We start from the raw sequence: 22921 nt of genomic DNA on the forward strand, positions 1-22921 counted from the left end.
CCACTCAATTCGCGGCCTCGATCACCGAGCTGCCGAAGCGTTCGATGGTCTCCAACACGTGCGCCAGGTTGTCGCCGGGCAAGCTGACCTGTACCCACGTGACACCCACGCCCGCAAGCTTTTCCAGTCCGGCGAGATAGGCGTCGGCGTTGAAGTCGTCATCGCCCGGGCTGCCGCCGTCGGCGTTGGTGAACGTGATGTCGATGCCCGTGAAATCCCGGCCCGCGGCGTCGAACCTGTGGCGTAGATCCTCGACTCCCTCGGCGAGTGACTCCGCATCCATCACGGCGGTGCGTGCGGTCTGCGCCAACATCGCCGGAGCCGGGAACGGGCACCAGCCGTCACCGTGCAGCACGACACGCTTGCGCGCGGCCGAGGTGTTGCCGCCGATCCAGATCGGCGGGTGCGGTGCGCTCATCGGCCTCGGATGGGCGGTGATGCCTTTCGCGCTGAAGTGTCTTCCCTCATAGGAGAAGTCGTCGGTGGTCCAGATGCCCCGGATCACCTCCAGGGCCTCCTCGAACAGGGCCGCGCGTTCGTCGAAGTCCACGCCCAGCGCGGTGAACTCCCGCTTGAGGTAGCCGACGCCGACGCCGAGGGTGAACCGGCCGTCGGACAGCAGATCGAGCGTCGCGCCCGCCTTGGCCACCACGAACGGATTTCGGTACGGCAGCACGACGATGTTCGGGATCAGTCGCAGCGTCGTGGTGTGCGCCGCGGCGTAGCCCATCGCCACGAACGGGTCCACCGCGTCATGCCCGCCCGACTCCAGCCATCGCTGTGACGGCGCCGGGTGATCGGTGAACCCGAAACCGTGGAACCCGGCCGCCTCGGCCGCCGCCGCGACGGTGGCGATGCCCGAACCGGTCACCAGTTCCGGGTTGTACGGATGGCTGTGCATCGGATGGGTGAACGTGAACCGCATGTGTCTGCTCCGCTTCCGCGCGGCGAGCCGCGCATTCAACGCTAGAACAATCTTCTCGATTTCTGAGAATGTCGTTACCATGCGAATCACGGAAAGTACAGGGTTCACGCCGCAGAAGGGGTCACCGGGAATGAGCGAGACGACCATGGTCGCCGCGCGGCACGGCCCGTTCCCCGGCCTTCTCGACCCCGAGACGATCGCACGCTACGCCTCCGCCACCGGCGACGCGACAGCCTCGGTGCTGGCCGGACTCGCGGTGCCGGCGGTGTTTCCGGTGATCCTGGTGTTCACCCCGAACGAGGCGGCCAGAGGCGATCTGCCCGAGTCGGTCTGGCAGCGCGTCCGCGGTGGGGTGCACGGCGCACACGACGTCATGCTGCACCGCCCACTGGTCCCCGGTGAGCCGCTGCAGACGTGGTCGCAGATATCGGCGGTGCGGACAACGCGGGCAGGCACACGGGTCGTGATGCGGTTTGACCAGTTCGACGCCGACGGGTCGATCGCCGTCGAACAGTGGTGGACGATGGTGCTGCTCGGACTTCACGGTGTCGCCGACCTCGGCAGCACCCCGGCGGATCACCGTTTCCCCGACGACGCACGGACCCGCCCCATCGGGTCCGTGACCCACCACATCGGCGCCGACGTGACGCACCGCTACGCCGAGGTGTCCGGCGACTGGTCGGCGCACCACTTCGACATCGAGGTGGCCCGCGCTGCGGGTTTCGACTTCGTGTTCGCGCACGGACTATGCACGATGGCGATCTGCACCCACCGCGTTCTCGGCCTGTTGGGGGTCGACGATCCGGGCTTGGTTCGGCGCGTCGCGGGGCGGTTCGCGTCACCTACTCCCCTCGGTTGCGATCTGAACGTGAATGCTTTCGGCATCTCGGGCACATCGTTCGCGTTCGAAGCAGAGGCGAACGGCACGACGACCATCAGCCATGGACGATTGGAGCTGCGGGCATGAACAAGCCGGAGATCGGGGTGTACCTGCCTCAGATGGGCTTCACCTACGAGCAGGTGCTGCATCGGACGCTGCGGTGCGAACAACTCGGAATCGACTCGATCTGGCTCTACGACCACCTCTATGCACCCGGTATGCCGGAGTACCCGTCGATGGAGGCGTGGACGCTGGCCACCGCGCTGCTCAGCCGCACCGAACGCATCAGGGTCGGACATATGGTGTTGTGCAACCAGTTTCGCCATCCCGCGGTGCTGGCCAAGATGGCGACCACGCTGGACCAGATCTCGGCGGGCAGGCTCACGCTCGGCATCGGCAGCGGTTCCATCGAGGATGAGCATTCCCGCCTTGGGTTGCCGTGGGGCACGTTCGCCGAACGGTCCGAACGCCTCGGCGAGACATTGCAGATACTGCATCAGGCCTTCGCCGACGAGGTGATCGACTTCAACGGAGAGCATTTCGTCGTCAGGGACATGCCGATCAAGCCAGGCGCGGTCCAGCAACCCAGACCACCGATCGTCGTGGGCGGGGTCGGCGAGAAGTACACGCTGCCGTTGGTCGCACGCTACGCCGACGTCTGGAATGTCCCGACGTACGCGTTGGGCGAACTCGAGCACAAGATCTCCGTGTTGCGGGCGTTGTGCGAGGCGATCGGCCGCGACCCGTCGACGATCGTGATGTCGATCGAGGCGGTGATGGCTTTGGCCGCCGACGACACATCTCTGCCCGGTGTGCGTGAGCTCGCCGAGAAGCGTTTCGGCGTACCGGCGTTCGGGCTCAACGAAGGCGGTCTTGTCGGCACGCCGCAGGCGATCGTCGACCGTCTGCACCAGCTGCAGGGATTGGGGTTCGGCCAGATCGTGCTGTTCACCCACGACCGCGGATCCGACGAGACGCTCGACCTGCTCGCCGCCGAAGTGATCGCAAACCTCTAATCTCTTCGCGCGAACGTGGGTTACCCGCACTCTTTTGCGGCCTTTCATGTGCATCAAGCCCACACTCGGCGCAGGGTGCCTAACGTTTGACGGGCGGCGCGTAGGCGGGACGCCCGAGGCCCAATGCGTGCTGGGCGATCATGTTGCGGAACACCTCGAGGGTGCCGCCATAGATACCGGTCGGTCCCGCCAACCGGAAGACGTACTCGGCTCCCCCGTCGGCCTGGGCGCCATGCGCGTCGACCGGCAGGGTCGAAACCGCACCCTGGATATCCATCAGATCCAGCGACACGTCGCGCATGGTCTGCGCATTGGCGACCCGGCCGAACATGTCGGGTGTGCTCATCGCCGCCTCCATCCGCGCAATGCCGCGTCCCAGCCGGTATTTCACCGCCTCGTCATCAGCGACCAACGGCGCGACCTTGTCGATGGCCTCGGCGAGCAACACCAAGTGCTCGGCCATGGCCGCGATCTTCTGCAGACCGTCGGCGCCACGTTCGACGGTGCCGTGCTCGTCGTGTAGCGCATCGCGCAGCACGGTCCACCCGCCGTTGACATCACCGACGCGATACCGGTCGTCGACGCGCACATCGCTGTAGTACGTGATGTTCGTGCGATCGCCGTCCACGGTGCGCAGCGGCTGGATCTCTACGCCTGCGGCGTCCAGCGGCACCAGGAACATGGTGAGGCTCTGATGTTTCGGCGCGGACGGATCGGTGTTCGTGATCAGGAAGACGTATGCGGCGTTCTGCGCATTGGAGGTGAACATCTTCGAACCGTTGATGATCCAGCCGTGGCCGTCGCGGACCGCGCGCGTCTTGCAGGTGGCCACATCGGACCCGCCTTCGGGTTCGGTGTAGCCCAGGCACAGGCGGATCCGACCCGACAAGGCACGCTCCAGCACCTCCGCCTTGAGCTCGTCCGAGCCGAAGTCCCGCACCGCACGCGCGACCATCGCCGTCGTGCCCCAGTGGAACCACGGCGTGCGCGCGCGGCCGATCTCGAGGTTCCACAGCCGGCGTCGCACGCGGCTGAACCCACCGTCGGCTTCATCGTTGAACTCGGCGGCCAGGTAGCCGGCCTCACCAAGCGCGAGATGAACGCCTTCGTCGAAGTTCTCCCCCGTCTCGCGGTCCCGCCGAATCACCTCATCGGTCACCAGGGTCTTCAGCAGCGCCCGGAGCTCGGCCTGGAAGGCCTGGTCGTCGGCAGACAATTCGACGCGGGAGAAGTCCACCTTCCGAGCGTGACACTTTCTGATCGATCTGTAAAGCCGCTGTAGAGTCGCGTCTGATGTCGACAGTCCTGAGCCAACTCCTGGCACCGGCGATGGTGGTTGCGATATCGCCGTTCTCGATCATCATCGCCATCTTCGTCGTGCTTCACACCGACCGCCCCCTGGCCAACGGTGTCGCGCTGCTGGTTGGCCGAGTGCTCGCCCTCGCCGCGGTGACCGCCCTGTTCCTCCAGGTACCTCGGCTGATCGGCGGCCTGAACCGGCCCGTCTCGCCGCGGGTTCTGCTCGTCCTCGGCGGCATCCTCGTCGCGATCGGCATATGGGTCTGGTTCAGGCGCGACCAGATGACCGAGGAACCGCCATGGCTGGCCAAGTTCAGCCGGCTCACGCCTGTCGGCGCCGCGGGGGTCGGGATGTTCCTCGTGTTCGGCAACCCGAAGATGCTGGCCGCCACCGCCGCGGCCGGATTGCTGATCGGCACCGCCGGGATCGGCGTCGCCGCCGCGAGCGGGGCAACCGTGTACTACTCCGTGGTCGCCAGCTCGACGGTCGCCGTTCCGGTGCTCGTCTACATGGCGGTGGGTGCGCGGGCCGACGACCAACTCAACCGATTCAAGGAGTGGCTGCACCGACGCAGCGGACTCGTCACGGCCGTCATTCTCTTGGCGGTCGGAATCACCTTGCTGGTCATGGGAATCAGCGAGCTGTAGACCGAAGGAGCAGACCCGTGGGCATCGTCACCACAAGCTCGGAGACGACATTCAGCCAGTCACCCGAGACGATCTATGACTTCGTGACCAACCCCGCCAACTGGACCAAGACGTATCCGGGTGGTCCGGATATCCGCAACCTTCCGGACCGGCTACCGCTGCAGGTCGGTGATACGTGGGATGAGGCGCACCCCGATCCGTCGAAGGACCGGGTGTTCACATGGCAGTTGGCGATGGCCGCGCGCCCAGCGCTCTTCGTGTTCAGCTCCGTGGGGAAACTGGGCCACGACAGTCAGGGCAACGGCGGCCTCGAGGGACGCATGACGATCGAGTACCACTTCTCCCAGCCCGGCGACGGCATCACACTTTTCAGCAGAACCATGACCATCGAGGCGTACCGCCACGCTCCGTTGACCGACGGCTTCTTCCGGATGGTCAACCCATCGCACATCGACGCGTATCACGCCGCGGTCGCGCGGGAATTGGCCGCAACCTAGCCACGGCAGGTCACCACAGCGCTCTGCGCAGCGCGGCGCCTTGCAAATCGAACAGGCGCTGGCTGGTCTCCCATTCCGGGAGCAGCGAGTCGAACCCGTGACAGGTGCCGGGAAAGACGTGCAGTTCGGTGGCGACACCCGCCCACATGAGCCGCAGCGCGTAGTCGAGCGCTTCGTCGCGCAACGGGTCGAGTTCCGAGCAGGTGATCAATGCAGCTGCGACACCGGACAACTCGCGGATGCGACCGGGAGCGGCGTCGACGGGGACCGCACCGTCACCGGCGTAATGGCGCCACATCTGTTCGACGGCGGGTCCGTCGAATCCGGGCGTGGCGGTGAACTCGTCCTTGGACGGCGTCGGCCGGTCGTCGAGCACAGGTTGGTGCAGAAGCTGATACGCGACCGGCGGCGCTGCCCCGTCGGCGGCGCACTGCGCCAGCCGAGCGGCAAGTGCCGCGCCTGCACTGCTGCCCGCGACCGCGAGCCGGTCGGCGTTCACACCTAGCTCGGAAGCGTTCTCCGCCACCCAGGTCAGCACGGCCATCGCGTCGTCCAGCGCGGCGGGGTGCGGATGCTCGGGAGCCAGCCGGTAGTCGACGGAGAACACGGTGCAGCTGCCCTGTCTCGCGAACTGGACACACTGCCGGTGATCGGTGTCCAAGTTGCCGAGCACGAAAGCCCCTGAGTGGCAGTAGATCACCGCGGGCGACGGGTTGCCCGCACCGCGATATATGCGTACTGGAATCGAGCCGACCTCGCGCTGCTCGATCTCCACCCCAGCGGTGTTGACCGCTTTCGCGGTCTCGGCGCGGCGCTGGTTCAACGAGTCGCGGACGACGCCGAGCACGCTCGGTGACAGATCGGTGCGGGCCGCCGCCAGATGGCTCAATGCGGGGTCCAGCCGGTGTGCGAAGTCCGCGTCGGCGTTCATGTCAGGTCGCCGCCGGCGATCCGGCCACCGTCGTGTGTGATCCCACCTCGACTGCGGGCCGGCATGTCGGCGGTTCGAAGGTGTACTCGGCCGGGCGGAACCGCCGCGTCATCTCCCAGAAGACGCGTGCGCTGCGCGGCCACTGAGTGACGACACGACCATTGGGGGCGCGAAAGTAGTTGCTGCACCGGGTGAGCCACACGGTGCCCCGCATCCAGTCGTCGATCTTGGCAATGAAGTCCGACATCGTCGTGCTGCGCACCGCGACGTAGGTCTTCCGTTTGCGCCGCATGTACTTCAGTGCGCGCACGATGTAGTGGGCCTGCGCCTCCAGCATGAAGATGACGCTGTTGGAGCCGACGTTGGTGTTCGGGCCGTAGAGCATGAAGAAGTTCGGAAATCCGGGGACCGACATGCCGAGGTACGCGAACGCCCCGTCGCGCCATGTTTCCCGCAGCGTGATCTGATCCTCGCCGACGACGTCGATCTGGCCCAGGTAGTCCGCGGCTGCATAGCCCGTCGCGCACAACACCACGTCCACGTCGAGCCGACGGCCGTCGGCGGTCATCAACGAACGAGCCCGCAAAGCCCGAGCGGGACTCGACACCACCTCGACGTGGGGTTGGGTCAAGGTCTGCAGATAGTCCGTCGCGAAGACCAGCCGTTTGCATCCGAACGGGTGTTCCGGAGTCAGCCTGCGGCGCAGCTCTTCGTCGTGCACCACGGCATCGAGGGTGCGGAGCGCGATCTCCTTGAACTCCTGCGTCTTGTCACTGCCGTTTTCGATCACGCTGATGTTCGACTCGCTGCGCAGCCACAACCGCGTCCGGTAGATCTTCTTGGCGAACGGAACGTGGGCGAACAGCCACTTTTCGCGATCGGTGTAGGCACGGTCGGGCTTCGGGAGAATCCACGTCGGCGACCGCTGCACCGAATAGACCTTCTTGGCGACCTTCGCCACCTCGGGAATCAGTTGCGCCGCCGTCGATCCGGTACCGAGAACCGCGACACTCTTGTCCGTCAGGTCGACGGAGTGGTCCCAGCGCGCGGTATGCATCAACGTTCCGGCGAACGGCTCTTCCTCGGCGAGGTCGGGCAGGACCGGCTGGGTGAACAGTCCGATCGCCGATATCACCACGTCGAACGTGTGCTCCTCGCCGTTTGCGGTGATCAACTGCCAGGTCTGGGTGTCGGAATGCCACCGGGCCGAGGTGATCTCGGTGTGCAGTTTCAAGTGCGGCGCGAGTTGGTAGCGCTGCGCGCAGCGTTCGAAATAGTCGAGGATCTCGGGCTGCCCCGACCACAGCCGTGACCAGCGGGCGTTGAGGTCGAACGAATACGAGTAAAGGTGTGACTTCACGTCGCAGGCGAGTCCCGGGTAGGTGTTGATCCGCCAGGTACCGCCTACGCCGTCCTCCCGATCGAAGATCGTGAAGTCGCGAAAACCGTTCTTTTTCAGGAAGATCGCGAGCGCCAGCCCGCCCGGGCCGGCCCCGATGATGCCCACCGAGGTGGCTTTTGTCATGGGGTTCATCCGATCTGCAGGGTTTGTCCGCCGTCGACGACGAGTTCGGAACCGGTGATGAACGACGCATGCTCGGATACCAGGAACGCCACGGCGTCGGCGATCTCCATCGGCGTGCCGAGCCGCCCCCTCTCCGCGAGCCGCGCCTGCGTCGCGGGGTCGAGCATCGGCGTCTCGACCGGTCCGGGTAGGACCGCGTTGACACGAATGCCCGAGTCGGCGAGTTCAGCGGCAGCGATCTGGGTGAGGCCGCGCAGCGCCCACTTCGACGAGCCGTAGGCCGCGTGGTTGGGAAACGCACGGATCGCGCCGGTGCTGCACGTGTTGACGATCGCGGCGCCGTCGGCGTGGCGCAGGTGTTCGAGCGCGGCCCGGATGCCCAGAAAGGGCCCGAGGCAGTTGACGCGCCAGCTCTCTTCGAAGCCTGCGGGTGTCTCCTCGGCGAACGAGGCGCGGTGCAGCACACCGGCGTTGTTGACCAGCGTGGTCAGTGCGCCGAACTCCTCGACGGTCCGCCGCACCGCGCTGTCCCACTGCTGCTCGGACGTCACGTCGAGTTCAATGGCGACCACGCCGCCGCCCAACGCTTCTGTGCCGGCCTTGAGCTCATCGGTCCGCAGATCGCACGCGGCCACCCGAAAACCGTCCGCGTGCAGTCTCGTGACGATCGCCGCCCCCTGCCCGCGCGCCGCGCCGGTGACCAGCGCGACCCGCTCGGTCGACGTCACTGCGCCTCCTCGAGGTGCGCCGCCGCGCCGCGCCGCAGCGCCTGGGACTCCGATGCCAGGGTGATCATCCGAAACCCCAACTCGGCCATGGCCTTCCCAGGCTTACCCGCGTTGGCGTGGATGCCGGGGACCAGCCCCGCACCGGAGGCGACGGAATGGATCCGAGTGACAGCGTCGAGCACTGTCGGAGTGTCGAGCGCGGTGATCGGGTTCTCCCCCAGCGAGATCGCCAGATCGGCCGGGCCGACGTATACGCCGGATAGACCTGGTACGGAACATATCTCGTCGAGTGCCGCCAATCCTCGGGCGGTCTCGATCATCGCGAAGACACTCGCGCGGTCTTCGTGTGCAGCAGGATCGATCCCGATGTCGGCTCGCAGCGGGCCGAAGCTGCGTACCCCCGCAGGCGGGTACCGGGTGGCGGCCACTGCGGTGGCGGCTGTTTCGGGCGATTCGACCATCGCGACGATCACCGCATCGGCCCCGGCGTCGAGAACACGACCGATCGGTGCGGGATCTGCCGACGGCAACCGCACTGCGGTCGCAATCGGCACCTGCTCGAGCCGCCGCAGCAGCAATGCGACATCGGCGTCGTCGAGATAACCGTGCTGGACGTCGAATCCGACGTAGTCATATCCCGCCCTGGCGAACTCCTCTGGCCCGATGACGGTCGGCCCCACCACCCAGCCGCCCCACACGCGGGGCTTTGCGGAGAGGGCCTCCTGCAACCGGCTGCTCATACGGCGATCGCGATCTTCACCCGATCCGGCACCGGCCGGCAGGCCAGGTCGAACGCCGATTGCACGTCGTCGATACCGAACGTGTGCGTGACGTAGGCGGCCAGCAGTTCCGGATGGTCGTCGGCAAACCCGTTGGCCGCGTCGAGGACTCGCCGCCGGTCGAGCGTCACACCGGACTTGAGCGTGAGGTTCTTACGCAGCATCGCGCGCATGCTGATCGGGTAGCTGTCGTCGTCGGGCACGCCGAAGTACAGCACCGTGCCGCCCGGCGCCGCGGCGTCTATCGCATGGCCGAGCGTGGCGACCTGATGGCCGACCGCCTCGATCACGACGTCGGGCCGATCGCTGGGCTCCAGGTGACTCACCCATCTGTCGCTGGTGGCGCGGACAATGGTGTCGACACCGAACTCTTTGCCGACACCGTCGCGGTCGACGGGATCGATACCGGTCACATGACGCGCACCCAGAGCCTTTGCCGCATAGGAGAACAGCAGCCCGATCGACCCCTGCCCGATGACTGCGACATGTCGGCCCGCGAGCTCGAGCTGTTCAAGCGCGTACAAGACACATGCCAAAGGCTGCAACGCGACGGCGTGTGAGGCGCTCAAGGTGGGATCGTAGGGCGCCAGGCCGTCGCCGTCGGCGACCACGAACCCCATCAGCCCATCGAATCCGGACGCCCAGCCCACCACCCGGTCACCCACCCGGTGGTCCTCGTGTCTGCTCGCCACCACTTCCCCGACGACCTCGTGGACCGGAAAGCCCACCATCTCGGCCGCGTTCACACCCACGTCACCTGCGATCTTGCCGCGCACACCGCGGAACGGCGGCAGGTCGCTGCCGCAGACCCCCGCCGCCATGAAACGGAGCAGCATGTGACCGTCGCTCAGGTCATCGGCGGTCTTTGGCGGAACATCAAGTCGCTCAAAGGTATACGGCGCAACGAGTCGGTATGCCCACACCTCACCCAACCTCCACATGGACCTCGACAGGAACACTGTTCCAGCCCCACTGGAAGCTGGACGGCGGGCGCGTAGCGTCCGCACTGATGATGCGCCAGTCCGGCACTCGTTTCAGCCATTCGGTCACCATGATCGCGATTTCGAGGCGGGCGAGGTGCACACCGAGGCAGAAGTGCTGTCCGCGGCCGAACGCCAGCAGGCGCTCGATCCGGCGATCCCAGATGAACTCGTCCGGCTCGGGATACTCACGCTCGTCGCGACCGGCCGATGCGAGCAGCGTGATGACCCGCTGGCCCGGAATCATCGTCGTCCCGTGCATGGTGAACGGCTTGCGCAGGGTGCGCGCAAACCACTGCGCGGGTGCGCAGTACCGGATCATCTCCTCACGCGCGACGGGCACGTTGGCGTCGAGATCTGCTCGCACGGCCGCCAACTGGTCTGGGCGCCGCCCCAGTTCCCAGAGGCCGTGCGCGACGATCTTCGGCACGGTTTCCGTTCCGCCGATGAAGACGCCGAGCATCTGCACGGCGGCCTCCATGTCGGACAGCGCCGAACCGTCCGGCAGGCGATAGCCGATGAGGTTGTCGGCGATCGGCGACTCAGGCCCGTCGCCGGCGCGCCTGCGCTCGATGATCGGCACCAGGTACTCCAGGTAGCCGGGGCGCGCGTTGGCCACCTCCACCCCGCTGCCCGGCTGGGCCAGGCTTCCCGCGTTCACGGTGGCCAACACATCGGATGCCAGATCGGTCGGAAGTCCGACCAATTCGCAGACCACCGATGCCGCGACGATGCCGCCGTAGTCCTGGGTCAGGTCGAAGGTGCCACGCGGCAGCAGTTCGTCGAGCCGCTCGTTGGCCAGGTCGCGGATTCGGTCTGCCAGCACTGCAACGGATTTGGGCCGGAACGGACCCGATGTGCAGCGGCGGACGGAATCGTAGATCGGCGCGTCGAAGTTCGCGTGGAACGGCAGCGGATGTAGCGGCGGGTCGGGCACCGGGCCGTCGTTGCGCGTCGCCAGAACCGTTGCCGCGGGTAGAGTTCCCTCAGAGGCGACGAACGTCCCGTCGTTGATCGACAGCACCTGCCAGATGTCGTCGAAGCGCGACAGCGCGTAGGTGTCCCACTTGTCGACGTAATACACCGGATAGTCGTCGCGCAGGACGCGGTAGTGCGGCAGAGGGTCGGCCATCACCGCGGGGTCGAACGGATCGTAGAAGAAGTTCTTCATCAGCTGCGTCACTTGGAAATTCATTGCAGCGGCGACGGGGGCAGCGCCTGCAGAATCGAGTCCTCCCAACCGTCGCGCAGCGCGGGCGCGACGCTCATCCACGTGACGATCTCGGCGGGCGGGCTGTCCTTCCACGACGGGTAGTGGTTCTCGAAGCAGTCCCAGTCGCCGTCCAGCGCCCAATAGTGAATGACCTCGTTGAATCTGAACGTCGTGATGAACGACCCGAGCCATCGCTTTCCGGTGGATTCCGACCACGGCACGTAGAGGCGTTCGAGTTCGCGGATGTAGTCGTCCTGCCGACCCGGCTTGGTCTGCATGATCTCCTGGATCACCAGACCCGCCGAGAACTTCGAATCCGCCAGCTGAGCGAGTGTCCTGTTGAACTTCCCGGCGTACATGATCCGGCCCTCACCGGATGCTCGGATCTCGGACAGGAACGTCCGCCAGGTCGCCGCGGCATCGGCATGGCTGCCGCCGGACGCCTGCGCTTTACCGATGCGGGCGTAGTCGGCGAACGCGTCGATCTCCCAGATGATCGTCGCCTGGGGCCAGTGACCGTTGTACGGCGTGGTCTCCCACATCGCGAAAAGGCGCGCGCCGAGCGCCTCCATCATGGGGTGGTAGACCTCGCTGAAGACCTCGGTGAATTGCTCGCTTCGGCCTTCACCCAGCGCAATCGTCTCGTGGAGATACAGAAGCGTGTGGCCGTAGAACTTCTTCACACCCGCCACCTAGTTGACAGTCGCACCATGCGAGCGTGACACTTGTGACGTGATTTGTAAAGGTGCCGAGACCCTGACGACACTGACCAAAGGTTTCTGTTTCGGCGAGGGCCCCCGGTGGTTCGAGGGATTGCTGTGGTTCTCCGACATGCTGGGTGAGGCGGTGCACACCGTCAACCTGCGTGGGGACCTGACCACCCTCCCGCTGCCCGGCCATCACCCATCGGGGTTGGGATTCCGGCCCGACGGCACCCTGCTGATCGTGTCGGGTGAGCAGCGCCGGCTGCTGCGCTATGACGGGTACACCGTCGACCCGATCGCCGAACTGGCCGACCTCGTTCCCGCGGCGCTCGGCGACATGGTGATCGACGATGCGGGCCGCGCTTACGTCGGATCCCAGGCGCGGGAAGGCGGGGTGATCGTGCGGGTCGATCCCGACGGCTCGATCGCCGTTGTCGCCGAGAATCTCGACTTCCCCAACGGAATGGCGATCACAGCGGACCGCACGACGCTGATCGTGGCCGAGTCGACCGGGCGGCGGCTGACCGCGTTCACCGTCGCGGCCGACGGATCACTGGGCGGCCGAAGGATATTCGCCGACGGGCTCGACGCCCCGCCGGACGGCATCTGTCTCGATGCCGAGGGAGGGGTGTGGGTGGCGATGACACTGGCCCACGCCTTCGAGCGGATCGAGGAGGGCGGCGCCGTCACCGATCGGATCGAGATGGACGAGCGCATCGCGATCGCCTGCACACTCGGAGGGCCGGAACGGCGCACGCTGTTCCTGCTGTCCAGTACGGACGCCTATCCGCAGCGGCTGGTCGGGACCAAGGACTCACGCGTCGACGCGGTGACCCTGGACATCCCGGGAGCCGGGCTGCCGTGAGCGATTGCTACTACGAGCTGGTCGATGCCACCGACCCGCTCGGCGAGAAGTTCGCCGCGACCGACCTCGTCCGCAGCACGTGGACGGCCGAGATACAGCACGGCGCACCGGTTTCAGCGCTGTTGGCGCGCGCCTTGGAGAAATGCGAGGCGCGCGACGACACCCGTCTGAGCCGAGTGATGATCGACCTGCTGGGCGCTGTGCCTGCCGAAGGGAATCTGTGGGTGCGATCCCGAATCGAGCGCTCCGGCAAGCAGATCGAGTTGGTCAGTGCCGAGATGCTGGCCCCCGGACGTGACGGTGAGCCCCGCGCGGTCGCACGCGCGAGCGGGTGGCGGCTGAAGACGATCGACACCGCGGACGTCGTTCGCACGTCTGCGCCACCGTTGCGGCCGCTCTCGGAGGCACACAGCCGCGACATGAAGAAGGACTGGGACCGCAACTATGTGCACAGCCTCGATTGGCGGTGGCTGACCCAGCCGATGAGCGACGGGCCCGGCGAGTCCTGGATCCGGCCGGAAGTCGACCTCGTCAAGGGCGAGTCCATGACCGCGCTGGAGCGCCTCTTCGCGGTCGCCGACGACGCCAACGGCATCGGCACCAAGCTCGACATCCGGAAGTGGACGTTCATGAACACCGACCTGGTCGTGCATGTACACCGGATTCCGGAGGGCGAGTGGATCGGAATCCGCGCCGAGACCAACTACGGCCCCGACGGCATCGGTACGACGATCGGCACACTGTTCGACGTATCAGGTCCCGTCGGCGCGATTCAGGAGTCGGTGCTGGTCCGGCCGATGCCGGGCCGTTGACCAGTCAGTTGATACAGGGGCCGGTCGAAACCGGCTCCATCGCCGTGGAATCGACGGCGTGTGGGTAGATCAGCTTCGCGGTGAGTACGAAGCCGATCTCCGGATCGTGAACCGCCGCACCGAAAGTCATGCCGAGTACCCGTCCATCACGGTCGATCAGCGGTCCGCCGGAATCGCCGTGCCCGACTCTGCCTCTAATTGCATAGACCTCGCGGCTCAAAGCCAGCACCCGATAGAGGTCTGAAACCTTGATCTCGACGACTTCCCGAACCCTCGCCGGATATGCGACGAACGGTCCGCCACCGGGATACCCCAACACCACGGCGTCGGTGCCAGTTGGCGCGGTGTCTTGAGAGAAGTCCAGCGGCGGCGCCTGTAGACCGGGAACGTCGAGGATGGAGATATCGGTGAGCGGGTCGAACATCACCACCATGGCGGTGAGTTCCTGACCGTCCAGCGAGACGCTGACGCGATCCCCACCCGCTACCACATGCGCGCTGGTAATCACCCGACCCGGCGCGGTTACGAAACCGCTACCCGACATGACCTTGTTGCAGGAGTGGGCCAGGCTGATGACCCTGACAACGCTGTGCCCCGCCTGCTCGACGACCGCACCACTCGCCAGTGCGGCGTCCGGTCGTGCGACATTGACCACCGAGAAAGCGGGAGCGGCCTCGGCCACGTAGTTGATCTCGTCGATCGACTGCTTGAACGCGCCGCATCCGGCCAGGCCGATTGTCAGGCCGACGGCGATCAGCACGGCCGCGAGGCGACTCGGCTTCATTGGCCAAACATAGACCTACAGCGGGCGAAATGGGCTCAGTCGGTCAGGCGCAGCGCCGCGACGGGGCATTGGGTCACGGCCTGCTGCATCCGATCGCGGTCGGATTCGGGCCGATCGTTGTCGTGGATCACGACGATGCCGTCATCGGCCACCTCGAACACGTCCTCGGCGATCGATTCGCAGATGCCGTGGCCGGTGCACTTGTCCAGATCGACTTCCACCCGCATGGTGACTCCTAACGAACGAACGCAGGCAGGCGTTTGACGCCATGTACGAAATTGCTGTAGAGCAAGTCGGGCTCACCGAACTCGACGGTGGTCAACCGGGTCAGCAACTCCCGGAACAGGTTTCGCAGCTCGGCCTTTGCCAGCTGGCTGCCGAGGCAGAAGTGTGGTCCGCCGCCGCCGAAACCGAGATGCGGGTTGGGCGACCGCGATAGATCGAAAACTCCAGGATCGGAGAAGGCCGCTTCGTCCCGGTTGGCCGAACAGTAGAACAGACCGACCTTGTCGCCCGCCTGTACCGGCGCTCCGTTGATCTCGGTGTCCTCGATCGCGAAACGAGCGAACTGCAGCACCGGTGAGGACCACCGGACGAATTCTTCGACGGCCGAACCGATCCGGCTGTCGAAGTCCGCCATCAGCCAGTCCCGCTGGGCGGGGTTCTCGGTCAGGGCCAGCATCGCGTGCGTCGTGGCCTGTTTGGTGGTGTCGTTCCCGGCCGACGCCAACAGGATCAGGAATGCGCCGATCTCCTCGTCGGTCAGCCGGTGGCCGTCGACCTCGGCGTTGACGATTCCCGTCATCAGGTCGTCGCCGGGATTCTTGCGCCGGAACTGCGCCAGCTCGACACCCGTGTTCGCCAGCAGGGTGATTTGCGCAATCGGGTCTTCCGCCCGCTCCTCGGCCGTCGCGTACTCGTCATCGCTCATGCCGAACAGCTTCTCGGCGGCGTAGGCCACCTCCGGCTGGTCGGCGGTCGGCACACCGAGCATGTCCATGATCGTCAGCATCGGCAGCCGCGCAGAGCAGGCGGCAACGAAGTCGACATTCCCGGCACCGACGAGTTCGTCGACGATCGCGACGGCGTTGCGGTGGATCTGCTCTTCGATCTGGCGGACGTTGCGCGGCGTGAACGCCGAGCTGATGAGCCTGCGGTACACGGTGTGCTGCGGCGGATCCATGCTCAGGAAGAACGATGCGAAGCGCTGGATCTCGGCAGGCATCGGATTCAGCGCCACCCCCTGCGCCGACGTGAACAGCTCGGGGTGCTGACTGACGAAAGCGATATCGGCGCGACGTGTCAACGCCCAGAAACCGGGTTCCTCCATCGGAAACAACGAATCGAAGGGTCGGTGCCAGGTGAGGCCGTCACCAGCACGAAGCTCGGCGAAAACTTCGTCACGCGCGTCGAAGGGCCGACTCCAGAAGTCTTGCGAGGTGATGTCGAACCGGCTGTACTCACGCGCCTGCACAGGTGGGGCTGTCACAGATTTAGCGTGACACTTCGCCAAAAATTTGTAAAGCTATGCCGATGGAGAACTCGTGGGTCGAGGTCGACAGCTCGACGCGCCAACGAATTCTCGCCGCCACCGCGGAGGTGCTGGGCCGTAACGGGATGACCAAGCTCAGCCTGTCAGAGGTCGCCTCGCAGGCCGGGGTGTCGCGGCCCACGCTTTACCGATGGTTCGCATCCAAGAAGGAACTACTCGAGGCGTTTGTGGTGTGGGAACGCCAGTTCTACGAGACCGCGGTGTCCGAGGCCACCGCTGATCTGCCCGCGTGCGAAAAGCTCGATGCGGCATTGCGGGTCATCGTCGACTACCAGCAGTCCTACCCCGGGCTGCGCATGATCGACATCGAACCGGCACAGGTCATCAAACGGCTGTCGCGGGTGATACCGCTGATGCGGCAGCGGCTCGAACGGCTCGCGTCGGGCCCCGATCCCGGCCTGGCCGTGTCGACGGCTGTGCGCGTGGCGATTTCGCACTACGTCGTGCACAGCGACGACGACGCCGACTTCCTCAATCAGCTCCGGCATGCCGCCCGCGTCAAACACCATGCCCCCGAGACCGGGCAGTGAACATCCCGTCGAGCGTCGATGAGCTGACGCCGGACTGGTTCACCGACGCCCTCGGCGCACCCGTCGATGCGGTAGACATCCTCGATGCGCATTCCGGAACCACCGGCCGCGCCCGCGTCGGGTTGACCGTGTCATCATCGGAGTCGCCGGACGTGCCCGACACCGTGTTCGTCAAGCTACAGCCCTTCGCAGCAGAGCAGCGAAGATTTCTGCGTCAGATCGGTCTCGGGGTAGCCGAAGCGCGGCTCTACTCCGAAGTCGGCGGCGAACTCCCCGTACGGTCACCGAAGGTCTGGCATGCCGGCTACGACGAATCCGACGGCTCGTTCGTGATGGTGCTCGAGGATCTCACCGCCTCGGGGTGCCGCTTTCCCGCACCTGAAGATGACGACATCATCGCGGTCGCCGCATCGGCAATGGACGAGCTCGCCACTCTGCACGCGGCCTTTCAGGGTCGCGACCTCACCTGGCTGCGCACCCCGTCGGGCATGAAGCGCAAGCCCGCCGATGCCCAAACAGCATCCCGCCGAGCGCAATTCATCGTGTCCGCGCTTGACCAGTTCGCCGACGACATGCCCGCGGTGTTCCGTCGTCTCGGCGACCTCTACGCCTCCCGATCACTCGACATCGTCGCCTTGTTCGGCGAGGGTGAGCGCACCCTCATCCACGGTGACACCCACAGCGGGAATCTATTCGTCGACGGGGATCGGACCGGCTTCTACGATTGGGCTGTCGCCGGCCGCGGGCCAGGTGTGCGCGATGTCGCCTACTTCCTGTGCAATTCGCTGCCGATCGAGACGCGGCGCGCCGAGGAGCAGGCGCTGCTCATCCGATATCGATCCGCGTTGTCCCGCAGGGGCGTCGAACTCGACGCCTCAACCGCGCACGAGCAATATCGACTGTTCGCGGTTTACTCGTGGATAGCCGCCGCTTCCACCGCCGCGATGGGGTCGCAGTGGCAGCCGATCGACGTGTCGCTTACCGCGATGGCCAGTACCACGCAGGCGATCGAGGACCTCGACTCCGTCGGCTTGCTGGAACAACGTTTGGGTATCACGTAGCTCAGTGCGTCGCGCGCGCCTGCTTCATCCGTTCCTCGCTGGGTAGCACCGGGCCGTCGTCGAGGGGTTCGGTGACGCCCAGTTCGGCGAGCCCCATCTGCGTGAACATCGGTATGCCGTAGGCGTTCAGCATGAAGCGCTGGTCATCGGTGGCTCCGTCGTCGAACAGTCGGGAGCCGATCAGGTTGATCACGGCGAGCTTGAAGGCGTTGAGGGCGCGATACCACTCCCGGTTGGCGATCGTCAGCCCGCTTGCGGTCGCGTAGTGGGCGACGACGTCGTCGATGGTCGGTGCGGCCTGGTGGCTTGGGATCCCTACCGGCATGCACCACAACAACTCCAGGTAACCGATATCGGTCATCGGGTCGCCGATCGTGGTCAGTTCCCAATCGAACACCGCACTGACCTCGCCGCCGACGAAAGCGAAGTTTCCGGGCTTGGCGTCGCCGTGCACGAGGGTCACGGCGGTCGATGGCGCGGGTTGACTTGCCTTGAGTTCGTGCAGCAGTCGCTCGAGCGCTGGCAGCGTGCCGCGTTTGACCCGTTGCATCTCCTCGGACCAGTGTCCGATCTCGCGGTCGAGGTGACTGAGGCCGTCGGCCAGGGAATCCAGCCCGGCGTCGGCGACGTTCACCGTGTGGATCGCCGCCAGTTGCTCTGCCATGCTCAAGCACATCCGCGTGACGCCGGCGGGGTCCACCTCGGGTTCGGATGGCGCCTCCAACTCGTACACCGTCCCCGGCATCCGTTCCATGACGAAGAACGGCCGGCCCAGGACGGCACCGGTATCTTCCAGCCACAGCGCGCGGGGTACCCGGACAGCCGAGCCCTCCAGCGCGCGCAGCACCGTGAATTGCTTTGCCAGGTCATAGGGTTCGAGCAGCGCCGGGGCCGGCGGCCGTAACCGGATCACGACGTCGCGCCGTCCTGCGGTCGAGACGATCGTCAACACCATCATTTCGGCCGAATGCCCGAACTCCACGCGATCAAGGCCCTCGAGCCGCAGACCGTCGGTGCCGGGCAGCTGGGTATGCAGCCATTCGGTGAGCCGGTCGACAACCTCTGCCCCGTAGCTCATTTCTCCTCGTCTGCCTTGCGGTCGACCGCACGACGGTCCTGCTTGAACTTCTTCATGTCCATCGGGCGCCAGTTCGGGTAGCGGGGGTACGCGTCTCCGCCCATGAGGATCTCGAAGATGCCCCATCCGGTGCGCCCCTCGAAGTCGAACCGCATCAACTGGTCGACGGCCATCGCCTTGTCCTCGTTCTCGACGAGTTCTCCGTGTTCTTTGCTGTCCCAGAGGAAGTGGATGAAGTACTCACCCCCGCCGAGGTCTTCGTAGGTGCACTTCGACATCGGCAGTCCGTAATAGGCGTTCACGTGTTGATGGGCCGACTCGGCGGTGACCCGGTATTGCGTGCCGCCTTCGTCGGTAAACACCAGCACGGCCTTGGCCGGCCGTTTGTGCTCGCCGTCGAACTCGACGTCGTGCTCGATCTTGACGAACCGCTTCGACAGCGTGCCGTCGCTGTGGGTGATACCGCCGTCTACGTACGTCACTGTGCCGTCGGCGGTTTCGAAAATCCAGGCCTCGATGGCGCGATCCTCGAATCCTGCGTCGAGCCAGAGCCAGAAGTCGATCTCGTCGGCCACCCGGACGCCGAAGGTCCGGTCGCGACCACCGTGAAAGCCGTCGACGGAAATGCGCTCACCGTTGACCTCCACCCAGCCGGTCCATTTGCCGGGCTCCTTCATGTGATACATGTCCGCGATGACCCGTCCGCTCTTGCCGGTCACCTTGAGCGGCAGGAGCTCCCACATCGGTGCGGTGGGTTCGTAGTACAGCTCCCACGCGATGCCCGAGTTGTTCGGTTCGACCTCTAGCTTCCACTTCTTCAGCGGCTCGACGCAGGTCCACCGCATCGGTCCTGCACCCACATCGGCGCGGCCACCACCGTCAACCGGTCGGCCCGCCAGCAGGTCGTAGTGGCGCCCGTCGGCGAACGTCACCTTGACATAGCCGAGTCCCGACTTCGTGTTGGGGTTGTTGCCGTAGCCGGACGCCAACAGCAGGTCGCCGTCGGGCGAGGCGGCGAAGAAGTAGCACCGGTCCGACCACGTGGAGTCCGGATGGTGCACCTCGTCGAACGGCCGGGGCAGCTGATGGGTGAATGACTCGTCTGCGGCGGAATAGCCCATCCACAAAGCGTGACATTTCGATCACAATCTGTAAAGCCGGCGGTCAGGGGCGCCGATCCGCTAGTTCGGCGAGGATCTCGTCGGTGTGCTGCCCCAGTTGCGGTGCGGGCGAGCGCGGTTCCCATGGTGTGCCGTGGAAGTCGGCGGGCGAGGCCACCATCGATATGCCACCCTCGCCGTCTGGCACGTTCACAATGCCGCCCGATGCGTAGAACTGCTCGTCGGCCATGACGTCCTCGAGCGAGTTGATCGGCGACCAGAAGAAATCCGGTTCGCCCGCAAAGATTTTCGCCCAATCCTCGAGCGGCTTGGTTGCGAAGATCTCGTCGAGCTCGGCGATCAGTTCCCGCGAGTTGACGGCGCGGTTCAACGGCGTGTCATAGCGAGGGTCGGTCAGCCAGTCGGCCCGGCCGACGGCCCGGCACAGCGGCGGCCAGTGCCGACCCGCCTGCAGGCCCACGATCCAGAAGCGTCGTCCGTCACCGGCGGCGTAGTTGTTCATGCATGGATTGCCCATCGACTCACGCTGGCCGATCGCGATGGGATTGCCCGTCATCAAGAACGTGTTGAGGTCGAAGCTGACGGTGTAAGCGCCCTGCCGGTACAACGACGTGCTGACCAGCTGCCCCCTGCCGGTGCGGCCGCGGGCCACAAGCGCCGCGCACACCGCTGCCGCCAAGGTCATCCCCGCGGTGTGGTCCCCCATGCCGCCGCGCTGAAACGGCGGCGTGTCACCGGGCCGCGTAAGCAGGTGCGCCAGGCCCGATCGTGCCCAGAACGCGGCGACGTCGAAAGCGGCACGGTCGGCGTCGGGGCCGCGTTCGCCGTAGCCGGTGATCAGGCCGTACACCAGCGCGGGGTTGTCCGCGGCCACCGCCTCGAAGTCCAGCCCCACCCGCGCCAGCGCGGCCGGTCGAACGTTGGTCAGGAAAACGTCCGCGCCGCTTAACAACTCACGCGCGGTCGCACATCCGTCCTCGGTCGTGACATCGAGCACGATGCTGCGCTTACCGCGGTTGTCCATTTCGAAGGGCGGACTCGAGCCGTCCTCGACGCCCAGCATTCGGCCGAACATCCGTGCGGGGTCACCGTCGGGCGGCTCGATCTTGACGACGTCGGCGCCCCAGTCCGCCAGGATCCCACCGGCCGCGGGTCCCGCGACCCACACACCGAGTTCGACGACTCTGACGCCCGCCAACGGTCCGGCCATCGGATTCCTTTCCGGCACAGCTTTACAAATCATGGCAAATTTGTAAACTAGCGAGGTGAAGTCAGTTGCGCCGGTCGTCGGCCTCGCGTGGCATCTCGGGCGCGGTGTACAACGTATCGTCACCGACGCCGCCATCGGCCGTGTTCGGTCGCTCCCCCGCACGGTAGACGATCTCGACGCGGCATACCTGTCATTCGTGATGGGGCGCAAGGTGACGTCGGTGTCGGTGATCGGGGGCGACGCGGGGACGTCGTCGCGAGTCCGCATCGCACTCACCGGTGACGACGTCCCGGCTTCGGTGTTCGTCAAGATGGCCGCCGAAACGGCCGCGACCCGCCTCATGGGGGAGGTGGGCCGACTCGGCGAGACCGAGACCCGGTTCTACCGGGAGCTGTCACCGGAACTGAGCGGGCTGCCCAGGTCATACGGATCCGCGTTCGACGCCCTCACCGGACGTTACGTGCTTGTGCTGGAAGACCTCCCCGCGGACGAATGCGAGTTCCCGACCACGCTCGAGCCGATCAGCACCGATCGTGCGGTCAAAATCGTCGACCTGCTGGCCCGGCTGCACGCGACGTTCTGGGGCCGGATCCCCGCCTGGGTGTACTCGGCGTCGAACGACTACTCGTCGCTGATGGTCGGCGCGCTGCTGAAGCGGTCCGCTCGCCGGATCGCCGAGCGCACCGATATCGACGTCGCTCGGGGCCGGTTCATCGACGAGAATTACCGCGCCGTCGCGACCCTCCTGGACGCCACCCCGAACACGGTCATGCACGGCGACGCCCACCCGGGCAACGTCTACTTCCGCAACGGCGAGGCCGGCCTGCTCGACTGGCAGGCCGTGCGCCGCGGGCACCCCGGCCGTGAACTGTCCTACACCCTGATCACGAGCATGACGGCCACCGACCGGCAGGCCAGCCAGCGCGACATCCTCGACGGGTACCGCCATGCGCTGGCCGCCGCGGGCGGGCCGGAACTCGACCGCGACGACCTGTGGCAGCGCTACCGGGAAGGTGCGCTGTACGCGTACACCGCCGCCCTCATCACCGCCGGGATGGGTGGCATGCAGGACGAAGACATCGCGTTGGAGGGTTTGCGGCGTGCGGTCACGGCGCTCGACGATCTCGACACGGTCGCGGTCCTCGAGAAGTCGCTGCGTGTGACGAACTAAACTCATGGAACCCAAACGATTGAGGCACAGAAGGTGAACGATCCACTGCGCGATACATCCGTAGCAGCCGAGGACTCCTCGACCCGACACCGAATCCTCGTCGCGACCGCCGAAGTACTCGCCCGCAGTGGACAGACCAAGCTCAGCCTCTCCGAAGTCGCCCTTCAGGCCGGCGTCTCCCGGCCGACGCTGTATCGCTGGTTCGCCTCCAAGCAGGAACTGCTCGATGCGTTCGGCATCCACGAACGCGAGATGTTCGACAACGGGATCAGCAAGGCGACAGCGGGCCTGCGCGGCACCGAGAAACTCGACGCGGCGCTGCGATTCATCGTCGAGTACCAGCACTCCTACTCGGGTGTGCGACTGGTCGACATCGAACCCGAAGTCGTGATCGGGCAGCTGGGCCGAATTCTTCCGATGATGCGGGCGCGCCTCGAAAAGCTGCTGAGCGGCCCGAACGGAGCGGTCAAGGCGGCCACCGCAATTCGCGTCGCGATCTCGCACTACATCGTGCGCAGCGACGACGACGACCAGTTTTTGGCACAGCTGCGGCACGCGGCTGGGATCAAGCAGCCCGGCTGATTCCTCGGCGTCAATCCGGGGGTGACACTT

25 protein-coding genes are annotated in these 22921 nt (G+C 65.9%); 10 read left to right on the forward strand and 15 right to left on the reverse strand.

Translation table 11 applies throughout. The features are described from left to right. Positions 1–4 precede the first annotated feature (4 nt). Positions 5–925, reverse strand: coding sequence for an LLM class F420-dependent oxidoreductase (locus M1248_RS03070; RefSeq protein WP_317147511.1), 921 nt, complete (start codon positions 923–925; stop codon positions 5–7). A 130-nt stretch (positions 926–1055) separates the two neighbouring features. Between M1248_RS03070 and M1248_RS03075 the strand changes: the two genes are divergently transcribed. Both M1248_RS03075 and M1248_RS03080 read left to right on the forward strand, forming a co-directional pair. After that, positions 1056–1892: a MaoC/PaaZ C-terminal domain-containing protein gene (locus M1248_RS03075; protein WP_317147512.1), complete on the forward strand. Its 837-nt coding sequence runs from the start codon at positions 1056–1058 to the stop codon at positions 1890–1892. After that, positions 1889–2821 (forward strand): LLM class flavin-dependent oxidoreductase, encoded by a 933-nt coding sequence (locus M1248_RS03080; RefSeq protein WP_317147513.1) that lies wholly within the window; start codon positions 1889–1891, stop codon positions 2819–2821. The genes M1248_RS03075 and M1248_RS03080 overlap by 4 nt, the downstream gene beginning before the upstream one ends. 79 nt (positions 2822–2900) lie before the next feature. Here the strand turns inward: M1248_RS03080 and M1248_RS03085 are convergent, their stop codons facing one another. Beyond that, on the reverse strand, positions 2901–4058 hold the full coding sequence (locus M1248_RS03085; RefSeq protein WP_317147514.1) for an acyl-CoA dehydrogenase family protein: 1158 nt from the start codon (positions 4056–4058) through the stop codon (positions 2901–2903). Positions 4059–4114: 56 nt separating this feature from the next. Between M1248_RS03085 and M1248_RS03090 the strand changes: the two genes are divergently transcribed. Together M1248_RS03090 and M1248_RS03095 are read left to right on the forward strand one after the other, a co-directional pair. After that, positions 4115–4768 (forward strand): GAP family protein, encoded by a 654-nt coding sequence (locus M1248_RS03090; protein ID WP_317147515.1) that lies wholly within the window; start codon positions 4115–4117, stop codon positions 4766–4768. Between the two features lie 17 nt (positions 4769–4785). Further along, positions 4786–5265: an SRPBCC family protein gene (locus tag M1248_RS03095; RefSeq protein ID WP_317147516.1), complete on the forward strand. Its 480-nt coding sequence runs from the start codon at positions 4786–4788 to the stop codon at positions 5263–5265. A gap of 10 nt (positions 5266–5275) precedes the next feature. Here M1248_RS03095 and M1248_RS03100 read toward each other — a convergent pair whose 3' ends face one another. The 7 genes from M1248_RS03100 to M1248_RS03130 are packed head-to-tail and all read right to left on the reverse strand — an operon-like array spanning position 5276 to position 12104. Beyond that, complete coding sequence (locus M1248_RS03100; RefSeq protein ID WP_163726156.1) at positions 5276–6196, reverse strand: alpha/beta hydrolase; 921 nt, start codon at positions 6194–6196, stop codon at positions 5276–5278. A gap of 1 nt (position 6197) precedes the next feature. Next, positions 6198–7721 carry a flavin-containing monooxygenase gene (locus M1248_RS03105; protein WP_163726154.1) on the reverse strand — a complete coding sequence of 508 codons (1524 nt, stop codon included), beginning with the start codon at positions 7719–7721 and terminating at the stop codon, positions 6198–6200. Positions 7722–7726: 5 nt separating this feature from the next. Beyond that, a complete protein-coding gene (locus tag M1248_RS03110; RefSeq protein WP_163726150.1) occupies positions 7727–8449 on the reverse strand; it encodes an SDR family NAD(P)-dependent oxidoreductase in 723 nt (240 codons plus the stop codon). Continuing rightward, positions 8446–9189, reverse strand: coding sequence for an HpcH/HpaI aldolase family protein (locus tag M1248_RS03115; RefSeq protein WP_317147517.1), 744 nt, complete (start codon positions 9187–9189; stop codon positions 8446–8448). The genes M1248_RS03110 and M1248_RS03115 overlap by 4 nt, the downstream gene beginning before the upstream one ends. After that, positions 9186–10151 (reverse strand): zinc-binding dehydrogenase, encoded by a 966-nt coding sequence (locus tag M1248_RS03120; protein ID WP_317147518.1) that lies wholly within the window; start codon positions 10149–10151, stop codon positions 9186–9188. Before M1248_RS03120 ends, M1248_RS03115 begins: the two co-directional genes overlap by 4 nt. Before the next feature lies 1 nt (position 10152). Beyond that, complete coding sequence (locus M1248_RS03125; RefSeq protein WP_163726144.1) at positions 10153–11403, reverse strand: cytochrome P450; 1251 nt, start codon at positions 11401–11403, stop codon at positions 10153–10155. Next, entirely contained in the window at positions 11400–12104 is a 705-nt protein-coding gene (locus M1248_RS03130; protein WP_163726141.1) for an NIPSNAP family protein, read from the reverse strand. Before M1248_RS03130 ends, M1248_RS03125 begins: the two co-directional genes overlap by 4 nt. Positions 12105–12153: 49 nt before the next feature. Here M1248_RS03130 and M1248_RS03135 point away from each other — a divergent pair, with 49 nt between their 5' ends. Beyond that, positions 12154–12990: an SMP-30/gluconolactonase/LRE family protein gene (locus tag M1248_RS03135; RefSeq protein WP_317147519.1), complete on the forward strand. Its 837-nt coding sequence runs from the start codon at positions 12154–12156 to the stop codon at positions 12988–12990. Beyond that, positions 12987–13802, forward strand: a complete 816-nt coding sequence (locus M1248_RS03140) for a thioesterase family protein (RefSeq protein WP_317147520.1) — start codon at positions 12987–12989, stop codon at positions 13800–13802. The genes M1248_RS03135 and M1248_RS03140 overlap by 4 nt, the downstream gene beginning before the upstream one ends. A gap of 4 nt (positions 13803–13806) precedes the next feature. Here the strand turns inward: M1248_RS03140 and M1248_RS03145 are convergent, their stop codons facing one another. From M1248_RS03145 to M1248_RS03155, 3 genes are read right to left on the reverse strand one after another with little or no spacing between them, the layout of a single operon-like run. Then, the gene (locus tag M1248_RS03145) at positions 13807–14586 is read right to left on the reverse strand and encodes a MarP family serine protease (protein WP_232076067.1); all 780 of its coding nucleotides are present in this window, start codon (positions 14584–14586) and stop codon (positions 13807–13809) included. 35 nt (positions 14587–14621) lie between these two features. Next, complete coding sequence (locus M1248_RS03150; protein WP_163726136.1) at positions 14622–14813, reverse strand: ferredoxin; 192 nt, start codon at positions 14811–14813, stop codon at positions 14622–14624. An 8-nt stretch (positions 14814–14821) separates the two neighbouring features. Then, positions 14822–16075: a cytochrome P450 gene (locus M1248_RS03155; protein WP_163726133.1), complete on the reverse strand. Its 1254-nt coding sequence runs from the start codon at positions 16073–16075 to the stop codon at positions 14822–14824. A 44-nt stretch (positions 16076–16119) separates the two neighbouring features. Here M1248_RS03155 and M1248_RS03160 point away from each other — a divergent pair, with 44 nt between their 5' ends. Further along, positions 16120–16668, forward strand: coding sequence for a helix-turn-helix domain-containing protein (locus M1248_RS03160; RefSeq protein ID WP_317147521.1), 549 nt, complete (start codon positions 16120–16122; stop codon positions 16666–16668). Then, positions 16665–17729, forward strand: a complete 1065-nt coding sequence (locus M1248_RS03165; RefSeq protein WP_317147522.1) for a phosphotransferase family protein — start codon at positions 16665–16667, stop codon at positions 17727–17729. Before M1248_RS03160 ends, M1248_RS03165 begins: the two co-directional genes overlap by 4 nt. Before the next feature lies 1 nt (position 17730). Here the strand turns inward: M1248_RS03165 and M1248_RS03170 are convergent, their stop codons facing one another. The 3 genes from M1248_RS03170 to M1248_RS03180 are packed head-to-tail and all read right to left on the reverse strand — an operon-like array spanning position 17731 to position 21138. Beyond that, entirely contained in the window at positions 17731–18807 is a 1077-nt protein-coding gene (locus tag M1248_RS03170; protein WP_317147523.1) for a phosphotransferase family protein, read from the reverse strand. After that, positions 18804–19928 (reverse strand): hypothetical protein, encoded by a 1125-nt coding sequence (locus M1248_RS03175; RefSeq protein WP_317147524.1) that lies wholly within the window; start codon positions 19926–19928, stop codon positions 18804–18806. The genes M1248_RS03170 and M1248_RS03175 overlap by 4 nt, the downstream gene beginning before the upstream one ends. 43 nt (positions 19929–19971) lie before the next feature. Further along, positions 19972–21138, reverse strand: coding sequence for a CaiB/BaiF CoA transferase family protein (locus tag M1248_RS03180; RefSeq protein WP_163726118.1), 1167 nt, complete (start codon positions 21136–21138; stop codon positions 19972–19974). A 55-nt stretch (positions 21139–21193) separates the two neighbouring features. On the opposite strand from M1248_RS03180, the gene M1248_RS03185 reads away from it, so the two are divergent. After that, positions 21194–22309, forward strand: coding sequence for a phosphotransferase (locus M1248_RS03185; protein ID WP_317147525.1), 1116 nt, complete (start codon positions 21194–21196; stop codon positions 22307–22309). A gap of 33 nt (positions 22310–22342) precedes the next feature. Next, positions 22343–22891, forward strand: coding sequence for a TetR/AcrR family transcriptional regulator (locus M1248_RS03190; RefSeq protein WP_163726112.1), 549 nt, complete (start codon positions 22343–22345; stop codon positions 22889–22891). The last annotated feature ends 30 nt before the right edge of the window (positions 22892–22921 follow it).

The organism is Mycobacterium sp. 29Ha (genome assembly GCF_032883055.1).
GTDB lineage: Bacteria > Actinomycetota > Actinomycetes > Mycobacteriales > Mycobacteriaceae > Mycobacterium > Mycobacterium gallinarum.

Excerpts from the sequence above, each read along its gene's own strand:
- M1248_RS03170 (WP_317147523.1), bottom strand. The coding sequence starts at position 18,807 with ATGAGCTACGGGGCAGAGGTTGTCGACCGGCTCACCGAATGGCTGCAT.
- M1248_RS03115 (WP_317147517.1), bottom strand. The coding sequence starts at position 9,189 with ATGAGCAGCCGGTTGCAGGAGGCCCTCTCCGCAAAGCCCCGCGTGTGG.
- M1248_RS03175 (WP_317147524.1), bottom strand. The coding sequence starts at position 19,928 with ATGGGCTATTCCGCCGCAGACGAGTCATTCACCCATCAGCTGCCCCGG.
- M1248_RS03125 (WP_163726144.1), bottom strand. The coding sequence starts at position 11,403 with ATGAATTTCCAAGTGACGCAGCTGATGAAGAACTTCTTCTACGATCCG.
- M1248_RS03150 (WP_163726136.1), bottom strand. The coding sequence starts at position 14,813 with ATGCGGGTGGAAGTCGATCTGGACAAGTGCACCGGCCACGGCATCTGC.
- M1248_RS03070 (WP_317147511.1), bottom strand. The coding sequence starts at position 925 with ATGCGGTTCACGTTCACCCATCCGATGCACAGCCATCCGTACAACCCG.
- M1248_RS03080 (WP_317147513.1), top strand. The coding sequence starts at position 1,889 with ATGAACAAGCCGGAGATCGGGGTGTACCTGCCTCAGATGGGCTTCACC.
- M1248_RS03105 (WP_163726154.1), bottom strand. The coding sequence starts at position 7,721 with ATGACAAAAGCCACCTCGGTGGGCATCATCGGGGCCGGCCCGGGCGGG.
- M1248_RS03100 (WP_163726156.1), bottom strand. The coding sequence starts at position 6,196 with ATGAACGCCGACGCGGACTTCGCACACCGGCTGGACCCCGCATTGAGC.
- M1248_RS03075 (WP_317147512.1), top strand. The coding sequence starts at position 1,056 with ATGAGCGAGACGACCATGGTCGCCGCGCGGCACGGCCCGTTCCCCGGC.
- M1248_RS03160 (WP_317147521.1), top strand. The coding sequence starts at position 16,120 with ATGGAGAACTCGTGGGTCGAGGTCGACAGCTCGACGCGCCAACGAATT.
- M1248_RS03090 (WP_317147515.1), top strand. The coding sequence starts at position 4,115 with ATGTCGACAGTCCTGAGCCAACTCCTGGCACCGGCGATGGTGGTTGCG.
- M1248_RS03180 (WP_163726118.1), bottom strand. The coding sequence starts at position 21,138 with ATGGCCGGACCGTTGGCGGGCGTCAGAGTCGTCGAACTCGGTGTGTGG.
- M1248_RS03145 (WP_232076067.1), bottom strand. The coding sequence starts at position 14,586 with ATGAAGCCGAGTCGCCTCGCGGCCGTGCTGATCGCCGTCGGCCTGACA.